The sequence below is a fragment of the Paraburkholderia sp. CHISQ3 genome, assembly GCF_030464945.1.
In the GTDB taxonomy this organism is placed as follows: Bacteria; Pseudomonadota; Gammaproteobacteria; order Burkholderiales; family Burkholderiaceae; genus Paraburkholderia; species Paraburkholderia megapolitana.
In genome coordinates, this window is record NZ_JALPRG010000003.1 from 190,364 (window position 1) to 216,109 (window position 25,746).

General features: G+C 61.4%; 24 protein-coding genes and 1 pseudogene. 14 read left to right on the forward strand and 11 right to left on the reverse strand.

The genetic code is table 11. The features are described from left to right. Positions 1 to 3: 3 nt before the first annotated feature. Positions 4 to 327 (reverse strand): hypothetical protein, encoded by a 324-nt coding sequence (locus tag M0D65_RS07965; protein WP_091007058.1) that lies wholly within the window; start codon positions 325 to 327, stop codon positions 4 to 6. Between the two features lie 315 nt (positions 328 to 642). Here M0D65_RS07965 and M0D65_RS07970 point away from each other — a divergent pair, with 315 nt between their 5' ends. The 10 genes and pseudogenes from M0D65_RS07970 to M0D65_RS08015 all read left to right on the forward strand — a co-directional run bounded on the left by M0D65_RS07970 (position 643) and on the right by M0D65_RS08015 (position 12,771). Continuing rightward, a complete protein-coding gene (locus M0D65_RS07970; protein WP_266252178.1) occupies positions 643 to 1,827 on the forward strand; it encodes a hypothetical protein in 1,185 nt (394 codons plus the stop codon). Between the two features lie 1,333 nt (positions 1,828 to 3,160). Then, a pseudogene (locus M0D65_RS33090) lies at positions 3,161 to 3,409 on the forward strand (toxin co-regulated pilus biosynthesis Q family protein); the annotation flags it as partial. Next, on the forward strand, positions 3,409 to 5,136 hold the full coding sequence (locus M0D65_RS07980) for a PilN family type IVB pilus formation outer membrane protein (RefSeq protein ID WP_266252180.1): 1,728 nt from the start codon (positions 3,409 to 3,411) through the stop codon (positions 5,134 to 5,136). The pseudogene M0D65_RS33090 and the gene M0D65_RS07980, both read left to right, overlap by 1 nt. Positions 5,137 to 5,161: 25 nt before the next feature. Further along, the gene (gene pilO2, locus M0D65_RS07985; protein WP_266252181.1) at positions 5,162 to 6,436 is read left to right on the forward strand and encodes a type 4b pilus protein PilO2; all 1,275 of its coding nucleotides are present in this window, start codon (positions 5,162 to 5,164) and stop codon (positions 6,434 to 6,436) included. After that, on the forward strand, positions 6,426 to 7,019 hold the full coding sequence (pilP, locus tag M0D65_RS07990) for a type IV pilus biogenesis protein PilP (protein ID WP_266252182.1): 594 nt from the start codon (positions 6,426 to 6,428) through the stop codon (positions 7,017 to 7,019). Before pilO2 ends, pilP begins: the two co-directional genes overlap by 11 nt. A 5-nt stretch (positions 7,020 to 7,024) precedes the next feature. Further along, positions 7,025 to 8,848: a GspE/PulE family protein gene (locus tag M0D65_RS07995; RefSeq protein ID WP_266252183.1), complete on the forward strand. Its 1,824-nt coding sequence runs from the start codon at positions 7,025 to 7,027 to the stop codon at positions 8,846 to 8,848. Beyond that, positions 8,838 to 9,914 (forward strand): type II secretion system F family protein, encoded by a 1,077-nt coding sequence (locus M0D65_RS08000; RefSeq protein WP_266252184.1) that lies wholly within the window; start codon positions 8,838 to 8,840, stop codon positions 9,912 to 9,914. Before M0D65_RS07995 ends, M0D65_RS08000 begins: the two co-directional genes overlap by 11 nt. Positions 9,915 to 9,990: 76 nt before the next feature. Further along, positions 9,991 to 10,572 carry a type 4 pilus major pilin gene (locus tag M0D65_RS08005; protein WP_266252185.1) on the forward strand — a complete coding sequence of 194 codons (582 nt, stop codon included), beginning with the start codon at positions 9,991 to 9,993 and terminating at the stop codon, positions 10,570 to 10,572. A 56-nt stretch (positions 10,573 to 10,628) separates the two neighbouring features. Beyond that, a complete protein-coding gene (locus M0D65_RS08010; RefSeq protein WP_266252186.1) occupies positions 10,629 to 11,102 on the forward strand; it encodes a pilus assembly protein PilM in 474 nt (157 codons plus the stop codon). Further along, the gene (locus tag M0D65_RS08015) at positions 11,095 to 12,771 is read left to right on the forward strand and encodes a prepilin-type N-terminal cleavage/methylation domain-containing protein (protein WP_266252187.1); all 1,677 of its coding nucleotides are present in this window, start codon (positions 11,095 to 11,097) and stop codon (positions 12,769 to 12,771) included. Before M0D65_RS08010 ends, M0D65_RS08015 begins: the two co-directional genes overlap by 8 nt. 196 nt (positions 12,772 to 12,967) lie before the next feature. Here the strand turns inward: M0D65_RS08015 and M0D65_RS08020 are convergent, their stop codons facing one another. Next, the gene (locus tag M0D65_RS08020; RefSeq protein WP_266252188.1) at positions 12,968 to 14,068 is read right to left on the reverse strand and encodes a type IV pilus twitching motility protein PilT; all 1,101 of its coding nucleotides are present in this window, start codon (positions 14,066 to 14,068) and stop codon (positions 12,968 to 12,970) included. A 116-nt stretch (positions 14,069 to 14,184) separates the two neighbouring features. Between M0D65_RS08020 and sctC the strand changes: the two genes are divergently transcribed. Genes sctC through M0D65_RS08040 form a run of 4 tightly spaced genes read left to right on the forward strand, consistent with a single transcriptional unit; the run spans position 14,185 to position 19,238 of the window. Then, a complete protein-coding gene (sctC, locus tag M0D65_RS08025; RefSeq protein ID WP_266252510.1) occupies positions 14,185 to 15,963 on the forward strand; it encodes a type III secretion system outer membrane ring subunit SctC in 1,779 nt (592 codons plus the stop codon). 17 nt (positions 15,964 to 15,980) lie between these two features. After that, on the forward strand, positions 15,981 to 17,072 hold the full coding sequence (locus tag M0D65_RS08030) for a PAS domain-containing sensor histidine kinase (protein ID WP_266252189.1): 1,092 nt from the start codon (positions 15,981 to 15,983) through the stop codon (positions 17,070 to 17,072). A gap of 33 nt (positions 17,073 to 17,105) precedes the next feature. Continuing rightward, positions 17,106 to 17,864 carry a response regulator transcription factor gene (locus tag M0D65_RS08035; RefSeq protein ID WP_266252190.1) on the forward strand — a complete coding sequence of 253 codons (759 nt, stop codon included), beginning with the start codon at positions 17,106 to 17,108 and terminating at the stop codon, positions 17,862 to 17,864. Between the two features lie 3 nt (positions 17,865 to 17,867). Beyond that, complete coding sequence (locus M0D65_RS08040; RefSeq protein WP_266252191.1) at positions 17,868 to 19,238, forward strand: type II/III secretion system family protein; 1,371 nt, start codon at positions 17,868 to 17,870, stop codon at positions 19,236 to 19,238. Between the two features lie 62 nt (positions 19,239 to 19,300). On the opposite strand, the gene M0D65_RS08045 is transcribed toward M0D65_RS08040, so the two are convergent. From M0D65_RS08045 to sctP, 9 genes are all read right to left on the reverse strand, one after another. Then, the gene (locus M0D65_RS08045) at positions 19,301 to 19,756 is read right to left on the reverse strand and encodes a CesT family type III secretion system chaperone (RefSeq protein WP_091007024.1); all 456 of its coding nucleotides are present in this window, start codon (positions 19,754 to 19,756) and stop codon (positions 19,301 to 19,303) included. A 112-nt stretch (positions 19,757 to 19,868) separates the two neighbouring features. Further along, positions 19,869 to 20,078, reverse strand: a complete 210-nt coding sequence (locus M0D65_RS08050) for a hypothetical protein (RefSeq protein WP_091007021.1) — start codon at positions 20,076 to 20,078, stop codon at positions 19,869 to 19,871. 123 nt (positions 20,079 to 20,201) lie between these two features. Beyond that, positions 20,202 to 20,483 (reverse strand): type III secretion system protein, encoded by a 282-nt coding sequence (locus tag M0D65_RS08055; protein ID WP_266252192.1) that lies wholly within the window; start codon positions 20,481 to 20,483, stop codon positions 20,202 to 20,204. After that, positions 20,480 to 21,490 carry an HrpD5 family protein gene (gene hrpD5, locus M0D65_RS08060; RefSeq protein WP_266252193.1) on the reverse strand — a complete coding sequence of 337 codons (1,011 nt, stop codon included), beginning with the start codon at positions 21,488 to 21,490 and terminating at the stop codon, positions 20,480 to 20,482. Before hrpD5 ends, M0D65_RS08055 begins: the two co-directional genes overlap by 4 nt. A 45-nt stretch (positions 21,491 to 21,535) precedes the next feature. Then, complete coding sequence (locus M0D65_RS08065) at positions 21,536 to 22,693, reverse strand: hypothetical protein (RefSeq protein ID WP_091007015.1); 1,158 nt, start codon at positions 22,691 to 22,693, stop codon at positions 21,536 to 21,538. Further along, positions 22,690 to 22,953, reverse strand: coding sequence for a type III secretion system export apparatus subunit SctS (gene sctS, locus M0D65_RS08070; RefSeq protein WP_091007013.1), 264 nt, complete (start codon positions 22,951 to 22,953; stop codon positions 22,690 to 22,692). The genes M0D65_RS08065 and sctS overlap by 4 nt, the downstream gene beginning before the upstream one ends. 22 nt (positions 22,954 to 22,975) lie before the next feature. Then, a complete protein-coding gene (sctR, locus tag M0D65_RS08075) occupies positions 22,976 to 23,629 on the reverse strand; it encodes a type III secretion system export apparatus subunit SctR (RefSeq protein WP_091007011.1) in 654 nt (217 codons plus the stop codon). A 3-nt stretch (positions 23,630 to 23,632) separates the two neighbouring features. Continuing rightward, positions 23,633 to 24,769, reverse strand: coding sequence for a type III secretion system cytoplasmic ring protein SctQ (gene sctQ, locus M0D65_RS08080; protein ID WP_266252194.1), 1,137 nt, complete (start codon positions 24,767 to 24,769; stop codon positions 23,633 to 23,635). A 27-nt stretch (positions 24,770 to 24,796) separates the two neighbouring features. After that, on the reverse strand, positions 24,797 to 25,738 hold the full coding sequence (gene sctP, locus M0D65_RS08085; protein ID WP_266252195.1) for a type III secretion system protein SctP: 942 nt from the start codon (positions 25,736 to 25,738) through the stop codon (positions 24,797 to 24,799). Positions 25,739 to 25,746 lie beyond the last annotated feature (8 nt).

The window sequence follows — 25,746 nt, forward strand, 5'->3', positions numbered from 1 at the left end:
CGCTCAGCCGTTTTCGCTGTTGCCGTCGTTACCCTTGAGCTCGTCCACTCCGCCTTTCAGGAGGTTGAGCCCCGCACTGCCCGCAAGTGCTTCGGGTGTCAGCGACATGCCGCTCGTCACGGTCGTAAATGCGCCTTTACCGACATCGAGCGCACCCTTTCCCATCTCTTTGGGGTTCAGTGTCAATGCGCCTTTTGCGAGCTCGCCGACGCCCCCCAAAGCTTTGCCGGCGCCTTTGACAATGCCAGCCACGTCGTCGCCGATCCCTTTAACCGTACTCGTAACGGCATGTTCGAGGGCTCCACCTATTTTTCCGATGATGCTCATTTCGTTTTCCTCTTGATCCAGGTGAGAGGTCATTTCCCGACGAAGGCGCGGGAAGCGTGAATGGGAATCCGCCAAGCGCCGATCCCGTATTCAAGGTAGCTGCGATGCTCCGGTAAGGTGCATTACATTGCGAAAGCAGACGCCGAAATACGAAGCGCCGCTTCCGCTAGCGAATTCATCGTAGTGGTCGCGTCTTCGCGCAGCGCGTCGTGGTTTCGCGTCGAGTCGTATGCGCGCAGATTTCCCGCCGTACATTGGGACGTACCAGGTGCATCGTGCGGACACCTCGATACCTACTGACGGATGGGAGCGATCATGACGGGCCTAAGCATTCAGAATAACTACGCGGTCAATCCGTTCGGTTCGGTGAACGGCGGCAGTTCGGGCGGCGGGTTGAACACGCAGCAGATCGAACAGATCATCGAGGAACTGCTCGCGGCGTGTCAGAGCCTGCTGCCCGGATCGGACAGCGATGGCATTTCGCCGACGCAAGGGGCGGGGTCCAGCAGCGCTCCGTCGAACTTCAATACGTCGCCGGCTAACTCGATCGATCCGTCGTCGGGCAACAGTCCGGCCGGCGGTCTGAACATGCAGCAGATCGAGCAGATCATCCAGGAGCTGATCGCGGCGTTTCAGAACGTGTTGCCGGGATCGGACGATAACAGCATGTCGTCTCCACAAGGCGGTGGTGGTGGAGGGGGCGGTGGATCTCCATCGTTCAATGCCATGCCGCAGCCGGGTGGAGCACCCGGTGGAGCCCCATCGGGCGGCAACAACGCGCCGCCACCCGCGTCGAACCCTCCAGGCGGCTCGCCCGGTGGATCTCCATCCGGCTCAAGCAATCCGCCGCCGCCCGCGTCGAACCCACCAGGCGGCTCGCCCGGTGGATCTCCATCCGGCTCAAGCAATCCGCCGCCGCCGGCATCGAACCCGCCAGTGGGCTCGTCCAGCTCCGCAGCATCAGGGGTGACCAACAATGCCGGCGGCGTTCCGCAGGCCGGCGCGGTCGACGGCGTCAGTCCGGCATCGACGCAAACGATGAACACCGGCACCGGCAACGACAAGACCTTCAACGTGACCAACGATACGAACCGCACCGAGTCGTTCACCTACTCCGTGCAGGGCGCGAACAAGGCGACGATGACGCTCGCACCCGGTCAGACCGGAACGTTCACGGCGGGCTCGGGCGATATCGGCGTGCGCATTTCGCCGTCGGATGCGAACGGCAATACGAAACCGAACGAAGTGCTCTATGAGGACGGCGGTGCCGGCAGCGGACAGGCGGCGGGCGCCGGGAATCCCGACATCAGCAAGGTGGATGGCAACAAGGATTTTGGCGGCAACGCGGAGAACATGACGGTCACGTTGTCCGACGGCCGCACGGCCGGCGACGGCGATGCGATTCATGCGTACCAGTATCCGACCGACGATGCGGCTTCGATGGGACTCGCGGGCGATACCAGCAAGACGGCGAACATCGTGATGTCCGATGCGACGTAGTAAATCGTCGTGCGGCCTTACCTGCGGTTACTTCTGTTCGTCTATTCGATTTATCGACCAGAGGCAAGCGATGCTCACTGAGTCTCAAAGTATGGTTTCAGCATACTTCTATGACTAATATTTGTCCGCCGCGCTCGTAAACCATTAATATTTTTATTAAAGAATCTTCCTGACTTGTCGTAAACTCGGCGAAGATGCCAACCTGGCCTCTGGCTTAAGCTTTCAATATGTCAGGTGGCAGGAGTCCGTGTTGCGGAATGAATATTTACGCGCCTCACCTCGGGGTGGCAAGTGAATTTTCGCGGCGTCGACGCCTGTCAGCAGGGCATCGGATGAAGCCGGATAGGGCGTGGAAATTCATCAATATTCATTTCGCATAATGGCTTCATTGCGAAATGGAGTCGGCGCAGTTCCGCGTGACGGGGCGCGTCAAGAACATACATGAGAGAGCGCATGGCGATTGGGCGGCCAGGGATACCTGTGCACGCAGAACTCGCACGACGATGAAAGCAATAGAGAAGGCGAAGACGGTATGCGAAAGCTAACGGCAGGTGTGTGGGTGGGGCTCTCTTTCTGTTGTGGCTGGACCGCGAGCGTTGATGCGGTTGCGTCGGACTCGCAGGTGATTGTCGAGGGCAGCCGCTATTCGGGGGGCGACACGGTCAAGGCGGGCGGTCATGGTGTACCGCTGTTGCGCGCGCTCGAGCGGATCGTGCCGTCCAGTTACGGGGTCAATGTGCCAAACGCCGGCGCGTGGGCCGATGTGCCGGTGAGCTGGCACGGCGGCGAATCGTTCGTGACGGCGCTGGGCGAAATACTCGCGGGCAATCCTTCGCTGCAGGCACACGTCGACACCGATCGTCATCTGGTCACTGTGAGCGCGGTTGCACCGATGCCGGGGCAGACGCTGCCCGCGGCTCAAACGCTCGCCACGGCCAGTGCGGCGCCGCTGCCGGTGCCGCCGCGTGTGGATAGCACGAACAACATGGCGCCGCGCTCCAGCGATTCTGCTGCGGCACTCGTTACGATTCCCGTTGCACGCCCAGTCGCAACCAGCACATCGACAAACCCGGTTTACATGGCTGCACTCGCGCCGGCACCGCGCGCACGGCAACTGCCGGTTGCAGCCCCTGCCCCTGCGCCTGCGCCGATGCGCATCCTCGCATCCGCGCCTTCGCCTTCAACTTCGCCTGCGCCGCAAGCGATGCCGCTTAACGTCGCTGTGTCGAATTCGACGGTGGGCATGGCACCTACGATCGCGCCCGCCGCTACGCAAGTCATCGTCCCCGCCAGCATGCCCGCACAGAACACGGCCGACACCGGCCTCATGGTGTGGGACCTGAGGCCATCCGACGGCTCCGTACGCAACGCACTCGCGCGCTGGGCACGCGAGGCAGGGTGGCAGTTCATCTGGGCGGTGCCGACCGACTTCTCGATCGATGCGGCCGCGACCATCCAGGGCACCTTCGAACAGGCATTGAATTCAGTCGTCGATGCGCTGAGTCATTCGGAAGTACCGATCCAGGCAATCTTGTACAAGGGTAATCACGTTCTGCGGGTTACCGCGAAGGGAGCAGGTTGATGCGCGTACTCCGCCAGGTTGCCGTTATCGGCGTATCGCTTTGTATGCTGGCCGGGTGTACTGGTTTGCTTCAGGGCGTTCAACATGACACGCAGACGGATATGAAGCGTCAGCAGGGTTTGCTCGATGGCATTAATCGAGGCGATAACCGCGAGCACGACACCGACGCGGTCATCACGAACAACGGCCTGTGGCTGTCCGGCAATACGCTCAAACTCTCCGCGTCGACTGCGCTGCCCGGAGTGTTCAACGAACCGGCCAGCTTCGACGGTACCGTCGATTCGCTGCGCGCGTTCGCCGATCGCATCACGCGCATGACGAATATTCCGGCGAAGGTTGCGCCGGGTACTGAGAGTGCAGCGCAAAGCGCTTCGTCCTCGACAGGCGGTGCCGCAGGATCGACCTATCCGGGTCTGCCGCCGCTACCGGCCGGGATGCTGCAAGGACCGTCGCCGGGCGGCGCGCGTGGTGCTGCGATGGCGCCAGAATTGTCGGCGGTGCACATCGTATATGCACATGGCGATCTGCGCGGTCTGCTCGATGCGGCTAGCGCGCGCTTCGGCGTGTTCTGGAAATACGCGGACGGCGCGATCGACTTCTTCTACACCGACACGCGCGTGTATCAGGTGTCGGCGATTCCCGGCGATTCGAAGCTCGATGCGAATGTGGTCAGCGGCGCGAGCAGCAGCGGCTCGGGTGGGGGCAGTGGAGGAGGTAGCGGAGGCGGTGCAAGCGGTGGCGGCAGCAGCGGGTCCGGCTCGACACCGTCGATCTCGTCCGACAACACTACCAATACCGTGATGAACGCCCAGTTGTCGGTGTACAGCGGCCTGCAGGCGGCGATCAAGGGGATGTTGTCGCCAGTTGGCTCAGTCGTTCCCTCGCCGGCCACCGGTTCGATCACGGTGACTGATACGCCGGACGTGCTTGCCCGTGTCGGCGAGTTCATGGATCAGCAGAACCGTGTGCTGTCCCGGCAGATACTCGTCAACGTTACGGTACTGTCAGTCACGCTGAACGCCGACGATAGTTACGGCATCAACTGGAACGCGGTGTATCAGGCGCTTGGTACCAAGTTCACCCTCGGCGGCGTCGGCGGCCAGATCTTCTCGGGGCTCAACGGCATCACGCCAGCTCAGGGATCGGCTACGGTCATCACGCCGAACAGCCGCGCCAATACCACAAACGCGGTGATCTCGGCGTTGTCCGACCAGGGGACGGTGCGACGCAAGACATCGGCTTCGGTGACGACGCTCAATGACCAGCCCGTGCCCGTGCAGGTTGCGACCCTGACAACGTATCTGGCGTCGGTGTCGACCACCAACACGGCCAATGTGGGCAGCCAGACCTCGCTCACGCCAGGCACCGTGACGACCGGTTTCAATCTCACGCTACTGCCGCATATCCTGGACGACGGCACGGTGATGATGCAGTTCTATAGCAACATTTCGACGCTGGAGCCGTTGGCGACTGTCACCAGCGGCTCGGGCGCCAACGCGCAGCAGATCCAGTTGCCCACCGTCAACACGCGCAACTTCTTGCAGCGCGTGTCGATGAAGTCAGGTCAGACGCTGGTGATCGGTGGCTATGAAGGCGTCGTCGACAACGGTACCCAGTCCGGCACTATTACGCCCGCCAACTTTCTGTTTGGCGGCGGTTATAACGCACAGCGTTCGCGTGAAGTGATCGTGATTCTGATCACGCCGGTCACGATGAACGGCGCCTGAGCCAGCACGGACCGATAGCTCTATCATGGCGACGCAAATCATCCAGATCGACCGCTACCGCTTTGTCTGCGGTCTGTTCTGGCAATCGTTATCGCGGCGGCACGAACTGCGCGCCGAGGCGATCGAACTCGCGACCCGGCTGAACTTCGATGCGATGGTGTTGCGCATCGATCGAAGCTTCGCGGGCGCCGGTTTTGCGAGTACGCGCGAAGGCGCGCAGTTCGGTTTGCCGTCGCTTGGCGCGATGGTGTCGAAAGCGATCGCGACCGAAGGGGCGTTCTACGAAGGCCGCCAGCAACCCGCGCCGAACTGGCTCGGTGCGTTCAGTCTGCCGGACGGCCGCTGGGCGTATTTCGCGGTACGCGACGGCGCGTTTCTGCCGAACGGCGACTGGATTGGCACCAGCGATGAAGTCTTCGAGCGGCTGCACGGCGACTACAGCCTTGGTGGATGGAATGTCGTGATCGGCGACCCGAGCATCGAGTCGCAAGGCTTCCACAATTTCTATCCGCGCCGCATTGAGGACATGATTCCGCGGCGCGGCGGTAAACCGCGCTTGCCGGGCTGGCTCAATCTCGTACCGGTATCGCACAAGTTGCAGAGACGCAGGCTCGCACTTGTCGCCGGGGCGGCCGTTCTGATTCTCGGGCTGGTTTACGCCGGGCTGCTGTATCGCTCGTACCGGCAGAACATCGCCCGCGAGCGTGCATTCGAATTCGCGCGTCAGCAGTTGATTTTGCATCCGTCGACTGCGCTCAGCAAACCGCCGCCGGTTCATCCGTGGGCGAGTGCTCCGCTGCCTTCGACGTTCGCACGTTACTGCCTTGATCACTTCGAGATGGTTGGCCCCGGTGGCTGGCAACTCGACGACTATGTCTGCCGTCCGAACAACGTTGCATATAGCTGGTCGCGTAGCGATTCGAACGTGGCGATCCTGCTCGCGGCAGAACCGCGCGCGGTGACCGATGTCAGCGGCGACCACGCATCGCTCGTCAAGTCGTTCTCGCTGCCATCTGCCGGCGACGAATCGATCGTCGGTGTGCGCGGTGTGCGGGTCCGCCTGCTGTCCGCTTTTCAGTTACTGGGTATTCCGCTGCATTTCACGTTGCAGCGACCGCTGGTCGCAGGGCAAGCCTCTGCCGACGCGCCACCGTGGCAGGCATGGCAGTTTTCCGCGCAACTCGGCGAACTGTCGCCGCGCAATGTGATGAGCTATCTGGACGAGCCGGGCGTGCGGCTGGACATGCTGTCGTACAAGCCGGGGCAATGGACTGTTGAAGGAGTGGTATATGAACAATAACGACCGTTCGCTCCGCAGTTGGGCGCTCGTCTGCTGTCTCGCGTGGCCCGCGCTCGCGAGTGCGCAGGCTGCGTCCACGCCGCTCACTATCAAGCCGACAAATCCGCGCGCTGCGTCGGGAGCGGTGGCCGTCGGTGCAGTGTCCGCGGCGTCTGATGCTGCACCTTCGCCGGCCGCGCTCGCGGCCGCGCAAGAGTTGATGAGCCTGCAGGAAGACACCGTCATCCTGAAGGCGCAACTGAAGAAACTCGATGCGCAGGCCGAAGTGGCCGAGCGTCAGGAAGCGCTCGGCAGAATGGGCCGGGCGGTGACCAACGACGAGGTTGCCGTGATCGCGACTCAGGGTCTCGGCCGTTCGATGATGGCGACGCTCAACGTGAATGACAGCAGCGAAGTCGACGTGCATGCCGGCGACACGTTGCCGAACGGAATGCGCGTTGTATCGATCCGTCCGGGCGTCGTGGTGATCGAAAGCCACGGCATGCGCAATACGCTGACGGTGTCGTCGTCGCGTTCGCAGCCGCACATGGTCGCAACGAGCGGTATGCCGCCGATTCCGACCATCCCTATGCCAGGGAGGTAAGCATCATGGCCACTCCGCTGTATTCCCCCGGTCCGTCGAAGAAACATGTCGTGTCGCCGGGAGCACCTGCCGCGTCGGCTGCGCCGTCGTCATCGTCTGTCGTGACGCCGCTGTTGTCACCGGCCGTTGCAAAGGTGCAGAAACCGGATGGCAGCGAGTTGCTCAAACCGCCGGTTTCGACTACGCCACCGCCTGGGGATCTACTGGCTCAGTTGCCGGTTCCGTTACCCGAACCGATCGCTGTGGACGCCACCGTGCAGGTACCGGCTCAACCGCGCGCAGAAGCGGTGCCACGGCCGGCCGCACGGCCGTTGTCTGATGCCGGCGAATATGCCGCGAGTGCCGAAGAGCGCAAATTCCTCTGCCTGCTCGACGACGGCACGCTGCTGGTCGCGGAAGGGCACGACATGAATCCGTTCGTGCTGTCGTATTGCGCACGCCTCGAGCGGCTCAATTATCGCTACTCGACGCGCCTCGCCAGTCTCGATACCGTGCGGCGCTCGTATCAGGGCAAGCGTCGCGACGGCACCGGCGAGCGGGTCGATCACACGCAGATGCAGGTGGTCGCGAAGAATCTGATCGCGCGGGCTTGCACGGAGCGCGCGTCGGACATTCACATTCGCGTGAATCGCTTCAGCACGGAGATCCTGTTCCGGATTCACAACGAACTCACGCGTATCAGCGAACAGACGCGCGAATACGGTGAACGGCTGCTAGCAACGTTGTATTCGGCGATGGCCAGCGTGTCGGATAACACCTACAAACCGAACGAGCGTCAGGACGCGAGCATTGGCGATCGCGACAAGTTGCCTGAGCGGCTGTTCGGCGTGCGGATTGCAACGGCGCCGACAAGCCTCGGCAGTGTGATGGTGATGCGGCTGCTCTACAACGACGCAGGCGAAACCATCGCGCTCGAAGATCTCGGGTTTACCGCGCGACAATCGGAGATGATCGAACTGCTCAAGCAGCAGCCGCACGGGATGAACATCATCAGCGGGCCGACCGGTTCAGGTAAATCGACGACGTTGCAGCGCGTGCTGGCGAGTCAGATTCGCGACATGGCGGGATCGATCCACGTGATCACCGTTGAAGATCCGGTCGAGTATCCGATCACGGGCGCAGTGCAGACACCGGTCGTCAACGCAAACAGCGAAGAGGCTCGCTCTACTGCGTTTTCCGCAGCGATTGCTAATGCGATGCGGCTCGACCCCGACACCATCATGATCGGCGAAATGCGCGACCGTGCGTCCGCACAGAGCGCCTTGCGCGCATCGATGACAGGCCACCAGGTGTGGACCACCGTGCACGCCAACAGCGCGATTGCGATTGCGGACCGGTTGACCGATCTGGGCTTGCCGCTTTCGATGGTGACCGATGAAACGTTGATTACCGGCCTCATCAGCCAGCGTCTCGTCAAGTTGCTGTGTCAGCACTGTTCGCAACCGTTCGCCGACGTGATGCATACGCTCGATCCGGCTCTGGTCGGACGCGTAAAGCGTGCGGTTGGTGCGCGCTTCGATCAGGTGCGGGTCGCTGGGCCGGGTTGCCCGCATTGTGGCCACGGGACGATTGGGCGGACCGTGGTTGCGGAGGTGATCCGTACCGACACTACGTTTAGCGAACTGTTGCGCGAGGGGCGCAAGAACGCCGCGCACGAATACTGGCTCCGTGAGATGGGTGGCCAGACTGTCGCACAGCATGCAGTCGACAAGGTCGCGGCCGGGCTCGTCGATCCACGTATGGCGGAGCGGGTAGTCGGGCCACTTCCACCGGCATCAGATGCCGAGCGTGGGCTCTTCGTCGCAGGCGGGGAAGGTCATGGCGGTTGATGTATATCGGACCTGGGCACGCCTGCAGTTCACGACGCAGGCGCGGCTGCGGCTGTATCGCAAGATTGCAAAGATGATCAGCAACGGTTTGCCGTTGCTGAAGGTGCTTGAGGAACTTGAATTTCGCGCTTCGCATGAGGGCCGCAAGCCGAACGAGCCCGATGCCGTGACGCTCACTGACTGGCGACGTGTGGTGCAGAACGGCGGCATGTTGTCTGAGGCGATGGAGTGGTGGGTGCCGCACACCGAACAGATGATCGTGATGGCTGGCGAACAGTCGGGACGTCTTGAGGTTGCGCTGCAGATGGTGTCCGGCGTCGTGATGTCGGGACGACGGATTCGCTTTGCGATCATTGGCGGGCTTATCTATCCGATCGTGATCTTCGTCATGACGCTCGGGTATCTGTTTCTGTTCGGCAAGCTGGTGATTCCGCGTTTCGCGTCGATCGTTAGTCCGGACCGCTGGCATGGCGTCGCGCATTCGCTGTACACGATGTCGCGTTTTGTACAGGGCGGGATGGTCTATTGCGTGATTCTGGTGGTGCTGGCGTTGGCGGCGCTGTTCTATTCGATGCCGCGCTGGGCCGGTAGCGCACGGGTCGTGCTCGATCGTTTTCCCCCGTATTCGGTGTATCGATTGATTGTGGGTTGCGGCTTTCTCGTGGCGTTTTCTTCGTTGCAGGCCGCGGGTTTTACCGTCGAGAAATCTCTGGGGCGTCTCGCGGACAACGCGAAGCCGTGGTTGCGTCAACGAATAGACGACATGCTGTTCGGCGTGAAGTCGGGCTTGAACGTCGGCGAGGCGATGAAGAATACCGGTTACGGTTTTCCGTCGGAAGAGATCGTCGACGACCTATGTGTATATGCGGAATACAAGGGATTCGCTGAAGCGCTGCAGTCGCTCGCGGACGAATGGATGCAGGAAGGCGTCACGATCATCGAGGCGCAGATGCGTGTCGTGAACGGGGTCGCGATCGTTACGCTGGCACTGGTTCTGTCGTGGCTGATCACCGGCTTCTTCGGGATTCAGCAGGAAATTGCCGCCATGTCTCGCTCGATGCATTGAGCGCGGTATTCAATCGTCATGCAGCGTCGCTGCATGGAAGCCGGATGGGCGGGGCACCCGCCGGCAGCGGACATTTATGTTTATCGAGGAGAGCAACATGCAACAGACAGTGAAACTGGCTTCCCGGCTCGGCATGCGTGCCGTTTGTGTGTCTCGTCGAGCGCAACGCGGTGCGTCGCTGCTGGAGGCGATCGCATACCTCGGCATTGCGGCGATCGTTGTGATCGGGGCGGTGGCGTTGCTTAACGGGGCGTTCAGCAGTGCGGGATCGAATGCGGTAGCAGAGCAGGTGAACGCGATCCAGACGGGGGTGAAGAAGCTGTATATGACGCAAGGGAACGGTTATACCAATGTCTCAAACCTGATTCTTTCGCAGGCCGGCGTATTTCCTGGCGACCTTGCGGCTAGTGGCGCGACGGTCACGGATAACTGGGGGGGGGCGGTGACGATTGCTGCGGCCGGTACTGCCGGCTCTCAGTTCACGATCGAGTTCAAGAATGTTCCGCAATCTGTGTGCATCAGTGCTGTGACTGCAGGCGGAAGCTGGTCGGCGATTTCGGTTGGTGGTACGGCTGCAACCAGTCTCCCAGTCACCCTGACGAATGCGGAGGCCATTTGCGTTACCGGTGGGAACGACATCGTATGGACCTCGACCTAGCCATCCGCTGAACGAGTTCCGACCATCCACCATTACCACCGCATAGGGACACAAGCATGTACGTGATATGGACCATCGTGATTCTCGGCATGTTGACCGGTGCGTATGCGCTGTTCGACAGTGAAGCGATGTTGTCCACGCCCTCGGCCATCAATGTGAATCTCGCTGACAGTATGAGTGTGTACCGTCAGGCGGTGGTTAGTTACGCGCTCGGCAAGCCGACGTTTCAAGGGCGGGTAGCGGCCAGCGCTCTGTCGTTACCGGATGCCCAAACTGCGCCGTGGCAGAACTACGTGGTGCCGAACGGCGGTGGCGTCACGGGCAGTCTGGTGGTGGTCTATGGTGTCTCGCCGAGTTCGGGTGCAGCGGCCAGTCAGGTCGAACAGTTGGCGCAAGGCTCAGCGTTTGCGGGCGTCGCGTTCGGCGGCTACGTGCAGTCGCCTGGTAATTCACCGGTGCCGATGCCGCCGCAGCTGGCAAGCAGCGTGCCGGACGGTACGCTGGTCTGGATGGCGCAAGCCTATGAATAAGTCATCCGTTGTGACGAAGCGCGCGCGTTTGCGAGGCTTCACGTTGATCGAGGTTCTGGTTGCGCTCGCGCTCACGGCCCTGATGGTCGGGGGCGTGGCGACGATGATCAATTCATCGCTTGAGGACACACGCGGACAGCAGGCCGCGCTGTATCAACAACTACTGAGCGGGGCGGCGAGGCAGTATATCCAGCAGAATTTCGCGTCACTGTCAAAGTATGCGAGCGCGGGCACGCCAGTCGTGGTGGGTGTGACGGGTGGGACGACTAACCTGTCAACGTTTCTGCCACCCAATACGACGCCCACTAATCCTTACGGCCAGACGCCTTGCCTGCTGGTCTACTCTGACGCGAGCGGCATGTTGAACGGACTGCTTGTCACCGAGGGTGGCACGACGATTCCAGACCCCGAACTCGGCTACATTGCGGCGAACTCAGGGCAAGGAGCGGGCTCGATTCCGGCGACCAACAATGGCGCGGGTACTGCAATCGGCGCGTTCGGCGAGTGGAAGCGATTGTCGCCGAACCCGGCGGGTAAGTCGTGCTCGGGAACGAAGACCGGCACGGGACATCTCGCAACGGAGGTGTACTACAACGGCAACCAGGTGCAGAACACGGATTACCTCTACCGAGTCTCGGTGCCGGGCAACATCCAGGCGAATACGATGCAGGTGCCGATCGTGCTCGCGCCGCAGACGGATTATCAGGGTTGCGTGCAAACGCAGTCCGGCTCCATTGCGGCGGATTCGACCGGCAATGTGGTGGTCTGCCAAAACACTAACCTGGGCTACGTCTGGGCGCCTCAAGCTTCTTTCCACTGGCGCGGCCAGGTGACCGATGAGGCGTCGTTGGTGGATCTGACTTCGACGGCGATGCCCGGCGATGTGGCGATGACGTTAAAGACCAACCGCGCATACACCTACAACGGCGCTACTAAAACCTGGCAGGCGCTCGCTGTTAACGAGGCGGGTAATCTCGATCTCGGTAACTCGCAAACGCTCGGCGCGACGTGTACACCGGACAATCCGGCGAGCGCCACATCAGTCACTACCGATGCAACTGGGACCGTGATGTCATGCGAGCCCAACCCGCAGGGCACAGGTGGCAACACATGGCAGAGTGCATCGGCAATTACCCCGGTCACAAACGCCGTGGTATGCGCGGTGTTATTGCCGGAGGGCAACGGCAGCGGGGCCAACGACTATCCGTGTCAGGTGACAGGTGCGCCTTCATCAGATCCTACGACTAACACCCAATACTACGATGTGCAAACTAAGGTCGTACTCAATAAGACCGGGGTGATAAACGTCTCGGCTTGGGAGCACATGAATGACGGTACGGCGGGTACTACTTACACTTCAGGCGCTGAGATTGCACAGTACATCTATATTGAGGACAGCACGGGTAACAGTAACACTGCCCTGGCACACAACGAGAGCCAGAGTCCGATATTGATCAACGATTCATCGGGGATCAACAACAGCCTCTCGTATGCCGGCGTTGCAGGTACCTACTACGTTGAAGTGAAAAGCGCCTACGCGCACTTTGCGGAGACGGGAACAAATCCTTTGCCGGCCAGGTGGACCAGCAGCTACGTGGGCGGAAACAACGGGAACATTGTTTTTAATACCCCAGTGGCCGCGGGATGGACCATCAGTACTTACTATTGAACGGACACCTCGCCAATCGATGAACGCATCACTATTCGACACTGCTGCGAGGCCCCGTGGGGCGCCGGACGCCCAGTCCCGGCGACACTATCAGCACGCTCTCGCAGGTAGAAGCGAGAGCGTTCGCATTGCCACTGGCGTGCCGAAAAGTAGCGCGCGCAGCGAGCCATCACACTCGCCGCACAGCGTGCCGAATTCACCGCGGCACAATAGCCTGCAACATATCGTGCAGCTCCATCCGGTTATAAGTCGACCGCATCACATCACGTGCCGTACAAACATTCTTCGCAACCAGACTAGCCAGATGCTCGTTGAGCAACCGCGACATGTTGTCATGCTTGCGCTTCAGCAGGTCGCCGATCAGCGGCACCTTTGTAGGATCGACGAGCATCGGACTGATCTGCTGATTGTTATTGAACAGCAACTCGCTGGCGAGCACGAAGTTCTCACCATCCTGAGTCGGCACGAGACACTGACAGACCACTCCGATCAACGAATTAGCGAGCGACGTGGCATAGCGCTCACGATGCTCGGGCGGAAAGAACGACAACAGCCGCGTGAGCGTACCAACCGCGCTACCGGTGTGCATCGTAGCAAGCACCAGGTGACCCGACTCACTGGCCTGCAACGCAGTCTCAGCAGTATCGGGATCGCGAATCTCGCCAACCATGATCACATCGGCCTTCTGCCGCAGCGCCTCACGCAAACCCGCCGTAAAACTCGGCGCATCGGTCGGCACTTCGCGTTGCGACACGATCGACGTATGGCTTTCGAGTTCGTATTCGATCGGCTCCTCGATCGTGACGATGTGACCGTTGCGCGTGTGGTTGATGTAATCGAGCATCGACGCAATCGTTGTCGTCTTGCCCGAACCGGTCGGACCGGTAACCAGCACCAGACCCTTCGGACTTTCGATCATCGTGCGCACGTAAGCGGGCAGACCAAGCTTGTCGAGCGCGAGCGGTTGCAACGGCAGCCGACGAATCGAGATCACGAGTTTGCGGCCGCCGTACGTGCGATAGATATTGCAACGCAGCCGGCAACGCGTCAGCACGAACGGACGATCGATCGCGCCGTGCTGCAAAAAATTTTCCCAGTCGGACTCGATCGATTCGAGCGTGGGCACCATTTCCTCGAGCAGCACCGGTTCCTCGCCGACCGCGAGCCAGCCGCGCGGCGTCTTGATCATGATCGGCCGGTCCTGCTCGATATGGATATCGGTGAAGACCTGGCGCAGATCGATCAGGTCGAGAATCTCGCGGGTGAGATCGCGCCGGTCGTGGTGGGGGATGTTCATGGTCGTGGTCTGCCGAATGAGGACGGATGGGAAATTCTCACATGAAATCGCCTTCGACGTACCGAACCGATCGCCCAGTACCAGCAATTAACCGGATCAGGCAAGCAATGGCAATGATGAAGTGGAGCAGAAAGCTGAATACCGCCGCGATGTGCGCTGCGCTCGCACTCGCCACGATTGCGCCCACTGCACACGCGGCGCCGCTCCGGTTGCGCTCGTCGGTGGTCGATTATGCCGCCGACGGCAAGGACATCAAGGACGTGCTGCGCGATTTCGGCGCAAGCCAGGGGATCGCGACGAATATCGCTCCGGGCGTGACCGGCACGGTAAGCGGCAAATTTCATCTGTCGCCGCGCAAGTTCCTCGACACGCTTGCTGCATCGTTCGGTTTCGCGTGGTACTTCGACGGCCAGGTGCTCGATGTGGTCGCATCATCCGATCTGCAAAGCTCGCTGATCAAGCTCGATAACGCCAGTACCCAGTCGTTGCGCGAGACGCTCGACAAGATGCAGGTGTCCGACGACCGTTTTCCGATCAACTACGACTCCACTCAGGGTACGGCGATCGTCAGCGGGCCGCCGCGCTATGTGCAACTCGTCACGCAGATCGCCGCGCGAGTTGACGCCAATGCGTCGCGCCGCAGCGGCACGATGGTGCGTGTGTTCCCGCTGTATCACGGCTGGGCGCAGGATCGCACCGTGATGATCGAAGGCGACAAGGTGAAGCTGGAAGGCGTGGCGACCGTGCTCAACAATCTTTACCATCCCGACTCGGGCAAGGACAAAGACAAGGGCAAGAGTGGCGAGGGCCGTAGCAGCGGGCAGTCGTCGGGTGTGACGCGCAACGAGCCGGTCACCGATGTAAACGGCCAGACCTACAACGGTCCGTACATTCCGCCGCCGCTGCCGTCGGGCGGGGCCAGCAAGGGCATGCTTTCGGGGCTGACCGGCGAGCCGTCGCCGCAGCTCCAGGCGGTCATCGGCAGCTCGCCGCCGCCGCTGCCCTCAGAGGTGGCTTCGCCAGGCAGCGACGGTTCATTGCCGGTGATCGTCGCCGACCAGCGCACCAACTCGGTCGTGATCCGTGATACCGGCGACCACATGGCGCAATACGACTCGCTGATCCAGCGCCTCGACATCAAGCCGCAGCTCATCGAAATCGAAGCGCACATCATCGAGATCGACGACAACGCACTCAGCGAACTCGGCGTCGACTGGACCGCGCACAACAGTCACATCGACATTCAGACCGGATCGGGCGCGAATACGCAGAACGGCTACAACGGCAACCTGACACAGAGTTTCGGCAACACCACGTTGCAGGGCAACGTCACGGCACTGGCGTCGCCGGCCGGTCTCTCGATGGCCGCGGTACTCGGCGATGCCGGCCGCTATCTGATGGCACGCGTCTCGGCGTTGCAGCAGACCAACCTCGCGAAGATCGACGCGAGCCCGAAGGTCGTGACGTTGAACAACATCGAAGCGGTCATGGACAACAAGACGAAATTCTTCGTCCAGGTGTCGGGCTACACGGCGGGCGACCTGTACAGCATTTCGACGGGGGTATCGCTGCGCGTGCTGCCGATGGTCGTCGAGGAAGACGGTCAGACCCGCATCAAGCTCGACGTCGCGATTGAAGACGGCGAGCTGACCGGGACGAACGTAGGGACGCTGCCCGTGATCCAGACCAGCAACATCACGACGCAAGCGTTCATCAACGAAGGCCAGGCGCTGCTGATCGCCGGTTATCACAAGAACGAGGACACGTTCGGCAGATCCGGCGTGCCGCTCCTGTCGAAGATTCCGCTGCTCGGCGCATTGTTCCGCACGGATAACACGAACAAGCAGCACATGGAGCAGTTGTTCCTGTTGTCGCCGCGTGTCATCACGCCGTAGTAACGAGGTCACCGAGCGTGGACGACGAGACCCGACAATCCGCAGAGCAGACCCGGCGCATGCGCGCCGTGCTGGATGGCATGCCGTGCGGCGTGGTCGCGCTCGACAGTAGCGGTGTGGTGCTCGACGCAAACGAACGCGCGGCGAAGCTATTGAACATGTCGCTGCCTGCGGGCGGCGATTTCGCGACCATGCTGGGCGACCAGTTCGCGACTTCGGAAGTGCTGCGTCGCGAAGACTTCGAGCGTGGCTTCGATCTGCACGTCGAAGACACCACGCTGTGGATTCAGGCGAATGTCAGCGCGAGCGACGCGGTCGGCATGGTCGTCACGGTGACCGACGTGTCGGAGTTCAGCCGCTCGATCGACGAGCGGGCCATGTCGCTGCGTTTCCTGCTGCACGACCTGCGCTCGCCGCTCAATTCGATCAACGCTTTGACGCAGCTCGATTCGAGCGACCCGGAAGCGTTCGAACGTTGTGGCGGCATGCAGCAGATCACGCAACTCGCGCAATACGTACTGGCGCTGGGCGAGCAGTACATTTTCAGTTCGGTGACCGAGCACCTGCATGCGCGCGATTTCAAGCGCTTCGATCTGCGGACCACGGTGCGGCAGATCATTTCGCAACTCGAAGTCACCGCGACGTATTACGGTGTGCCGTTGCAGTTGTGGTTACCGAACGGGTCGCCGGCATGGGTGAACGGCATGCGCAACTTCGTCGCGCGCGCGATCCAGAACGTAATCGACAACGCGGTACGTGCGTCGCCGCGCGGCGATGCGGTGACGGTTTCGCTGCGCTATCGGGAGCGTCTCGTCGAAGTGACGGTGACGGATCGCGCGGGCGGTCTGCCGGGTCTGCGGGAAGCAGGCGGACGGCTGACCACTTTCGAAGCGGTCGGCAAGAAGAGCGCAACGGGCTTCGGTCTCGGCCTGAAGCTTGCGGTGCAGATCGTCGAGTTGCATGCCGGCACGCTGTACGCGGAACTGAACGAGGAGGGCGGCACGACGTTCGTGCTGCAACTGCCTTGTCTGAATTCGAATTCGGTGCGCTCGTCGGGCGGATCGTCGCTGGTCGATGCGGATCGGGCACTGCATGCGTCGCGTAAGTGATGCGTGCATGCCAATCATGAATGAGGTTCGACGATGAAACTAATGTCAGGCAGACCGGTGCGCGTCCTGCTGGTCGAGGACGATCCGGCGCATCACGCGTTGATGCTCTCGTGGCTGAAAACCGAGGGTTACCAGGTCAATGCGTTTCATAACGGTCTCGAAGCGCAGCAGCATCTGACCGATAACTGGGCCGATCTCGCGATTCTCGACTGGGATATTCCGGGCGTATCGGGCGACAAGCTGTTGCAGAAGATTCGTGGCCGTTCGCAGTCGACGATGCCGGTGCTGTTCCAGACCGTGCATTCCGCGGAGTCGGACATCGTGCGGATACTCGATGCCGGTGCCGACGATTATCTCGTCAAGCCGTTCGATCGTGAGGTGTTGCTGGCGCGTGTGCGTGCGCTGCTGCGGCGCTTCGGTTCGTCGAACGTGCAGGGCCGCAAGATGATGATCGAAGACAGCGTGCTCGACCAGCAGGCGCGTTCGCTTGTGACACCGGGTGGTGAAGCGCATCGGCTCGGTACCAAGGAGTTCGACATTCTCTGGCATCTCGCGTCGCATCTCGGTGCGGTGGTGCTGCGCCAGGATTTGATGAGCGTGGTGTGGGGGTGGGATGCGGCGGTGCAGAGCCGTTCGGTGGATATGTACGTGAGCCGGGTGCGGAATAACCTGAAGTCGGCGGGTGTCGACTGGACGGTGCAGTCGGTGTACGCGACCGGCTACCGGCTCACGCTGCGGCCCGATAGCAGTCCGGCTGACGCTCCACCCGATTCGCTCGCTGCACGGAAATAACTCATGTCGATCCGAATTCTCCTGCGTTGTTCAATGCTGGCTGGCGTACTCGCTGTCGCGATGGGCAGCATTGGCGCGCTGGGTGCGCCTGGCGTCAACTGGCAAGGCAGCCGCTTCGTGTACGACACCAACGGCAGCAGCCTTGTCGATACGTTGAATGCGTTCTCTACCGGACAGAATGTGCCGATTCGTATGAGCGGCAACATTCAGGGCACCGTGCACGGACACTTCGTGATGCCGCCGCGGCAGTTTCTCGACACTATCTGTGCGCGGTTCGATCTGGACTGGTATTACGACGGCACGGCGATCCAGATATCGCCTATTAGCGACGAACAGACGCTTGCGATCCGCTTGAACTATCTGACGCCTGATGCCCTAGCCGCCGGTCTCGCCAAGTCGGGCGTTACCGATGCGCGTTTCCCGTTGCAATTCGATCCGGTGCATCACACGGTAGTTGTTAAAGGGCCCGCTGCATATATCGCTCAATTGAGCAGCGCAGCGGGGCGTCTTGAACTCGACGCGCAAGCCCGCACCCGAACAACAGTGAAGGTAGTGCGTCTCCAGTCGGCACTTGCTGCGGATCAGGTTCGCTCGATCGGTGGGCACGATGTCATCGTGCAGGGCGTGGCGACGTTATTGCAGCAACGCTTCATGCATGGGCGGCTCGGCACGGATGCGAATCAGAACGTGGTGCAGCCGGTTGAGTTCGCCGCAGCGTTACCGATCGTGGAAGCGGATGCCTCGACTAATTCCGTGCTGATCCGCGACAAGCCGGAACGGATCGACGGCGATGCGGTGCTGGTTGCCGATCTCGACACACGGCCGAAACTGGTGTCGGTTGAAGCATGGGTCGTCGATGTCAATCGCGATGCGCTGGCCGAGCTTGGCGCTACGTTGCCGCTTGCTGCAACAAGCGGCGATGCCGGCGCAGGCAGCAGCGACACGCCAGGTTTTGCAACCGCCACCGATGGCGGACACGATCTGGTCGTACAGCTACACGCACTCGAACAGGCACAGCGTGCGCATACGGAAGTCTCGCGCACGATGCTTACGCTCGACGGAACGCCCGCTGTGATCGATCGTCACGAAGCACGGCTTGCGTTACGCGAAGGGGATGTGCCCGATAGTGCGGACAATCTCTGGTTATCGGTCAAACCGACACTCGACGCTGAAGCGGCGTTTCAACGTGTTGCGTTACGTGTCGATCTTGGTCCCTCGAATAAGAAGGCTGGAGATACGCCCGCACACGAACAGATCGTGGCCGCGAATCTCGCGCCGGGAGAGTGCCTGGTAATTGCCGCGCCGTCGCCGGGTCAAACCGATCCGAACGCGCCGCAGCGTCTCGTGCTGTTAATTCCACACATCGCGGCCTGACACATGTCACGCCAGCTCATTCATGCGCCGATGCGACGGTGCGTGAATGAGCGAGCACCACTTCAAGCCCGCAACCACAAATAATTCCCCGAAACGATCCCCTCGAACATCTCGTCCGAGGACTCGATGATATTGGTCTGCCAGTACCGCCCATGCTCGGCATAGTGCGCAAACAGTTCGGCGAGGTACTCGCCGGTAAGGTCGTCGGTAAGCGGCACATGCACGAGCAGCACGATGCTGCCCGTGTCGGCATCGAGACATAGCTGCGCCTGATCCTGCGCATAGATCAGCAGGTTGGCTTCGAGCATCAACCTGAAAACGACGAGCGTGCGCCCAGGCGAAATCGCGCCGTAGTGAAAATTCACGTACAGCGAGCCCGGGTCGTTTTCGTAGTTCTCGAGCCGGACTTCGAAGCCTTCGATCTCGATCGTCTTCGTTTCGAGCACGTAGTCCGCGTCCGGCAGGTCTACTACCTGGCAGATGTCGCGGACCAGTTCCTCGTATCGTTCCCGGCTCATGAATGCAGTTGCTGTGACTGAAAAACAAAAGAAAAAAGGCTACGGAACCGGATACCGCCCAACGCTTTCCAGTCCCGCAACCCCCAGGTACCGCGTCGCAAACTTCTTGCGCTTACTGCCCCTTCGCGGCATCGGCGACGTTTTTTGCGCCGTTGTTGCCCACCGATGCGATCGCGCTCGTCATCTGCTGTTGCATGTTGATCTGCATGCTCGCCATCGTCATTGCGTTGTTCTGGTTGGCCATGTTCTGCATCTCGGCCACCGAGTCCTGGTTGCCCTGCGTTGCCTGATTTACACCGGATGACTGGATCCCACTGCTCATGATGATTCTCCAGATTAAAGATGAAGTTAACCAAAACCGCTGCCAAGGTTGAAGGTCACGACTGCCACTGCAACAAACCCGGAGCGCGACAGCCGGACCTGATGATCCGGCGCTCCGCGAACCTCACACCATCACGCCGCGCTCGTTGTGACGTTCGTGAAGCGTGAGGACGATGCGCTGCGCCGCGATCATGCCGCGGTACAGCTTTTGCAGCTCGAGCCGCTCGTGGTCGCTTTTCGCGGCCTGCGTCGCCGAACTGATCCGTCGGGCCGTCTCTTCGAACGCCCCGACAATCCGTGCGACGCGCTGCTGACTATCCGGCGCGTTGAGCGTCGCATCGAGGGTATTGAGGTCTTGCGCAACAGGGAGCAATGCGTCGTACATGTCGGTTCCTTTTGGGTTCATTCGCTTTCTTTGCTGTTGCTGGTGGTATCCAGCAGATGCTTGGTGCCGTCCGGTGTTTCGATGTAGTGCACGCTACCCACCGAGACAACCTCGGCATACCGGATATCCGGTACCGGTGAGCGCGTTTCCTTCACATCGACGTCGAGCCGTTTGACGTTCTCATCCAGATCCGGCTTGACGTTGGCGAGCAGTTGCTGAAATTTCTTGAGCGACTGCACGTTTCCGGTTACGCGAAACACACCGTTGCCCTTGTACTCGACCCGTGCGCCCGCATTGCCGAGCGACTGCTGGATGTTGTCGATGTCCTGCTGCGCGACGTCGTACTCACGCAGTGTCTTGCCACGTGCAAGGGTGTCCATGATCCTGCGCGCGGTGTCGCTGCCGTCCGCGTTGGTGACGATGCCGCTCACGACGACGTTGGTGCCGCGCGGCGCGGCCGTCAGTTCTTTCAGCCCGGCGCGATGCAGCGCTTCGGTCATCTGCTTCGACAGTTCGGTTGCATCGAAGCGGACTGTCGCGGCTTCGGTGGACTGCGCGCCTGCCATCATCACGCCGGCCGTCAACAAGCCGCCAATCAGTGCCGTGCAGGCCAGTGCGACGCCGGCGGTGCGCAGCGCTTTGGTACGCGATGCCGCGGACAACGTCTCGGGCTGCGCATCTGCCGCTTCCGCTGCCACCGTTTCTTCTTCCGGTAAGTCGGGCTCGGCGGTTTTCCACAATCCTGCGAGCAGATCCAGATCGCGCGGCCAGTGCGCATCGTCGGGGCCGACGCAGAACACGACATCGCCATACGGCACGGCGATGAAATCCGCGATCAGGACTTCTTCCGCGCCGTCGAGCCGTACCCGTGTGACCCCGTCTTCACCGAGCGTCAACGCGAGCGTGTCGACCTGCCAGTCGCTGATGCAGATGTCCGCATCGGCGCCGGCGCTCAGAAGGTAGGTGCCGACCGTCAAGCGGATTTGCGCGCCGGCGTGCGTGCCGGTTAGTACTCTCAGCGCTTTCATGCTCGTTAGTCCCGTTAGGCGTTACCTGGATTCGATGCTTTCAGTTTATGAGCCGACGGCAGGGGGCGCGGGCGCAACGCGAAGTTCCGGCGGATTATCCGAACCGGTCGGCACGCCGTGCGACGCCACGAGCGTGGGCATGGTGGCCTTCGCATCGATCATGATCTGGCGGATCGACATCATGCTTTGATCTTCCATCGGGTACTCGACGCCGAAGATTTGCCGCGTGCGCGACATATCGTAGGTGTGACTGAGCAAGCCAACCGATGCGGACGTTTTGGCCGCTGCAGGGCCATTCACGACCCGCGAGTTGAAGTTGAACGTCGCGGCCGAGATCTGCGCCTGCAGTCGTCCTGGTGCGCGCCGCATCGCGGCCGGCGAGGTCGCAATGAGCACCGCGAGCGGCGCGAGCGCAAAACCGTGGTCCAGCTGCGCGAAAAGGCGCAATGCGACCTTGGCGAAGGTTTGCAGCAGCACGCGGTTTCTTTCGGCGGGCGGCGCGTCCTTCAGCTTTGCACCGAGCACCTGAAAGTTCTCCATGACTTTCACGGCCGTGCTGACCTTTTTGCGCGTGACGGCAAATTTTGCAGCGCCGTTTTCGCCCTTGCCCTCGCGTTTCTGTTGCTGCCCCTGCTGTTGCTGGGGCTGGCCGTCGCTGTTCTGCCGCTGCTCCCGGCCCTGATGTTGTTGCTGTTGCTGCTGCGGGTCGGAGTCTTTCTGCTGTTCCTTGCCCGACTGCTGTTGCTGCTGCCGTTCCTTGTCCTTTTCTTTCTCGCGCTCGCGTTCTCTTTCCTTCTGAGGCAACTGGTCGTGCTCGCGCGGGTGGTCCTTCTCGAGATGTTCCTTGTCGACCTCTTTTTCGTGGTCGGGATCCTTGATTTCCTTACCGAGCGCCTTGTCGCGTTCGCGCAGACGGGCTTGCTTGCCCCCTGGAGTTCCGCGCTGCGGCGTCGTGCCGAACGGCGCCATGCGCTTTTGTGCAGCCGCACTCATCGCCCGCTTGTTACGGCTTTCCGCAATCTTGATGCCTTTCCAGTGTGCAACTGCCTCCTTCTGGCCCAGCATTCTCTGGGCTCTAACCTTCATGTTTCGAAACTTCCGCACCTTGAACAACTGGTTCGTATGGGCGCCGAACTCCTGCTGCTCCTGGTGATGCGCGGCTTGCGGTTGCTGCGACTGACTGTCGACGCGCCGGCTACTCATGACGGCACCGCCAGCACGACAATTTCGTTAGCGAAACGCAGCACCGCCGAGGCCCCCCACGTTCCCATGATCAGCACGGTCGCGACCACGGCGACCAGTTTCACCGCATACGAGATGCTCTGATCCTGCATCGAGGTGATCGCCTGGATGAACGAGATCGCGAGGCCGGAGACGGCCGCGACGATCACGACCGGCAGCGAGATCGACAGGCAGAGCAGCAGGCCCTGGGTGGTGATGCGAACCAGCGTGTCGGTTTCCATCGCGTGTCCGTTTAGCGGTGATTTAGCGGTAAGTGAGCACGAGGCCGTGTATCAACGTCGACCAGCCGTTCATCACGACGAACAGCAGCAGCTTGAACGGAATCGCCACGTTGGTTGGCTGCACCTGGTTCAGGCCCATCGCCATCAGCACATTGGCAATCACGATGTCGACGACGACAAAAGCGATGTAAAGCAGGAAGCCGATCTTGAACGCGTCGGTCATTTCGGTCAGCGTGAAGGCCGGTGCGAGCACGATCAGGTCGTCGTCGTGCAGTTTCGCGGCCATGTCCTTCGGCCAGATCGCGGCGGCGGAGCGCACGAAGAAGCGCTTTTCGCGCTCATGCGCATGGGCCTTGAGGAACGCGCGGAACGGTTCCTTGCCGGCATCAAACGCATCGAGCATCAGCGCCGACGAGTCGCCCTGGCGGTGCGGCATGTTCTGCATGTTCTGCATCGCCTGCATGCCGATCGGCGCCATGATGTAGGCGGTGACGAGAATCGCGATGCCGTTGAGGACCATGTTCGGCGGCACCTGCTGCACGCCGAGCGCGTTGCGCAGCAGCCCGAGCACGACGACGATCTTGGCGTACGACGTGGCCACCATCGCGACGAACGGGATCAGGCTGATTACGACAACCGCAATCAGTAGCCCCGTGAGGTCGTTGAACTGAACCATGATCTACGACAGCTGGACGACGCGCACGCCGAGATGATCGCCGACGGTGACGAGTTCGCCGAAGCCGATCGTCTGGCCGTAGGTCACGAGGCGGATGCGGGTGTCGTGCAGGGCGGTCGGCAGTTCGAGCACGTAGCCGGCGCGCAACGCTGACAACTGGGCGACCGGCAGCGACACGGTATCGATTTCAAGCTTCAACGGCAGATCGAGATGGTCGATCTCGACGAGCGTATCGCTCGATTCCGTCAGGGGCGTGTTGAAGCGCGTGTCGTGGCTCATGGTGGGGTTTCCGGTCAGGGTAAGTACGTTGTCGGCTACGTCGGCCATCGCGTGCAGTTGCCGGGTGCCGTGATGGCCCCACACAATCGGCAACCTCACCGAGGCAGTCTCTTTCATGAAAAACGCGCGCACGGCATCGGGCAGCGCGCGCAGGATGATGTCGCCAGGTTGCAGCGAGTCGAGCGTCGTGAGGCTGATCGACTTTTCGCCGAGCAGCAGCCGGCCGCGCACTTCGATTTCGCTGATGTGCGTCGCGAGCGGCATGCAGTGGTCGCCGAGTCGTCGCTCGAACGCGTCGAGCCAGCCGTCGTCGATGTGATCGAGCACGGCGTCGTAGCGTGTGTCGCCGATGCAGAACGAGATCGCGCAGCATTCGACAGGCCGTTCCACCGGCTTGGTGTTGCGCTCGAGCGAAATCACTTCGACGCCCTGCATGCCGAGTTGCGCGAAGCCCTTTAGCAACGGTTCGAGCAGGATCGCGGACACCGTCGCACGCAGGCTCGCGTCGGTCTGCGCATCGTCCTGCTCTGGGTCATCGGCGCGCAGCACGCTCGCTAGACCTGCCGGTTGCGTCAGATCGATCAGTACCGTTGCGGTGCGCGCGCCCCAGCGCAGACGCAGCGTTGCCGTACGCGCGGGATCGAGCGGATTGCGGTTGCCCGCGCTCCAGTCGGTGATGTCGAGCGTATGGAACAGCAGCGCGCCGAACCGTTCGTCGACTGCCAGCCGGTGCTGACGCGCAGTGCTGCGCATGACTGCCGGCAGAAGGCCGAAGTCGAGCGCGACCGGGGTCCGGCTGCCCACCTGCGTGGCAGTATCGGGGGCAGCGGTATCGGCTAGTCGCGAATCGGTATGGACCATGGTGTTGTTGTGTTTTTGGCGCGCTGTTTATGCAACGATGATGTCGATTTTCCGGCGGTTCTCTTCATGAAGACCGGGTAGCGCTTCAAGCCGCTCCCGTAGTGCATCTGCATGTTGCAAGACTAATTGCTGGGAGGCCGGGGCCGCGGTGATGAAGCGAAGCGTCAGGTCGAAATGCGAAAGCATCAGGCTCAACTGGCAGTCGGGCAGCACTTCGGGGTCGAGCGGCAACGTGATATGCCAGGGATTGCACGAATGCACGGCCGGGTTGGCGCAGAAATCCGCGACGCTCGAGACGATCGAGTCGACCAGTGGGTTGGCCTGTTGCGCGTTGTTTAGCGCGCCGAGGGCGTATGTGCCGGTGGTCGCTTCGACGCGGGCATGCGCGGGTTGCGGCGGTGTGGTCGGAATTTCGCCGGGTATGGGCAGGGCAGCTGTCGGCGTGAATTGTGGAGATGGCGATGCGGTGTTGTTCGTTGCTGAGGTGGAGGCAGTCGAGGCGGCCGCAGCGCATGAAGCATTCGAAGCGCGGAACAACGCCGACGCGAGAGCCGCGATCGACCCCGTGCCCGCGGGTTTCGCGACCAACCCGTTGGGCTGCGGATGACGACCGCCGTCGCTATCGCTGTTGCCGCCGTTACCATCGCCGCCATTAGCGTCCTGCTGGCTCCCGCCGTTCTGTTTTTGCTCCCCTTCGGCGAGCGTGAGTGGTGGCATCGGGAGATCGAGTTCGCCATGCGCGCTGGACGGACTATCCGACGCGGATTCCGGGTCGTGCGTCTGCGCAGGTTCCGACGCCAGCACCGGCTCCTGCGCATCGATCGCCTCGCCATCTTGCAGAACCGCGTCGCGGTGCGCGTTGAACAGCGCAGCCATACGCCGCATCTGCGGCGTACCGCTGTGCAACGGTTCATGTTCCGGCGCCGGGCCTGCAATCACATGCGCGCGATGCGTTCCTGAAGTGTGCACGGTCTACC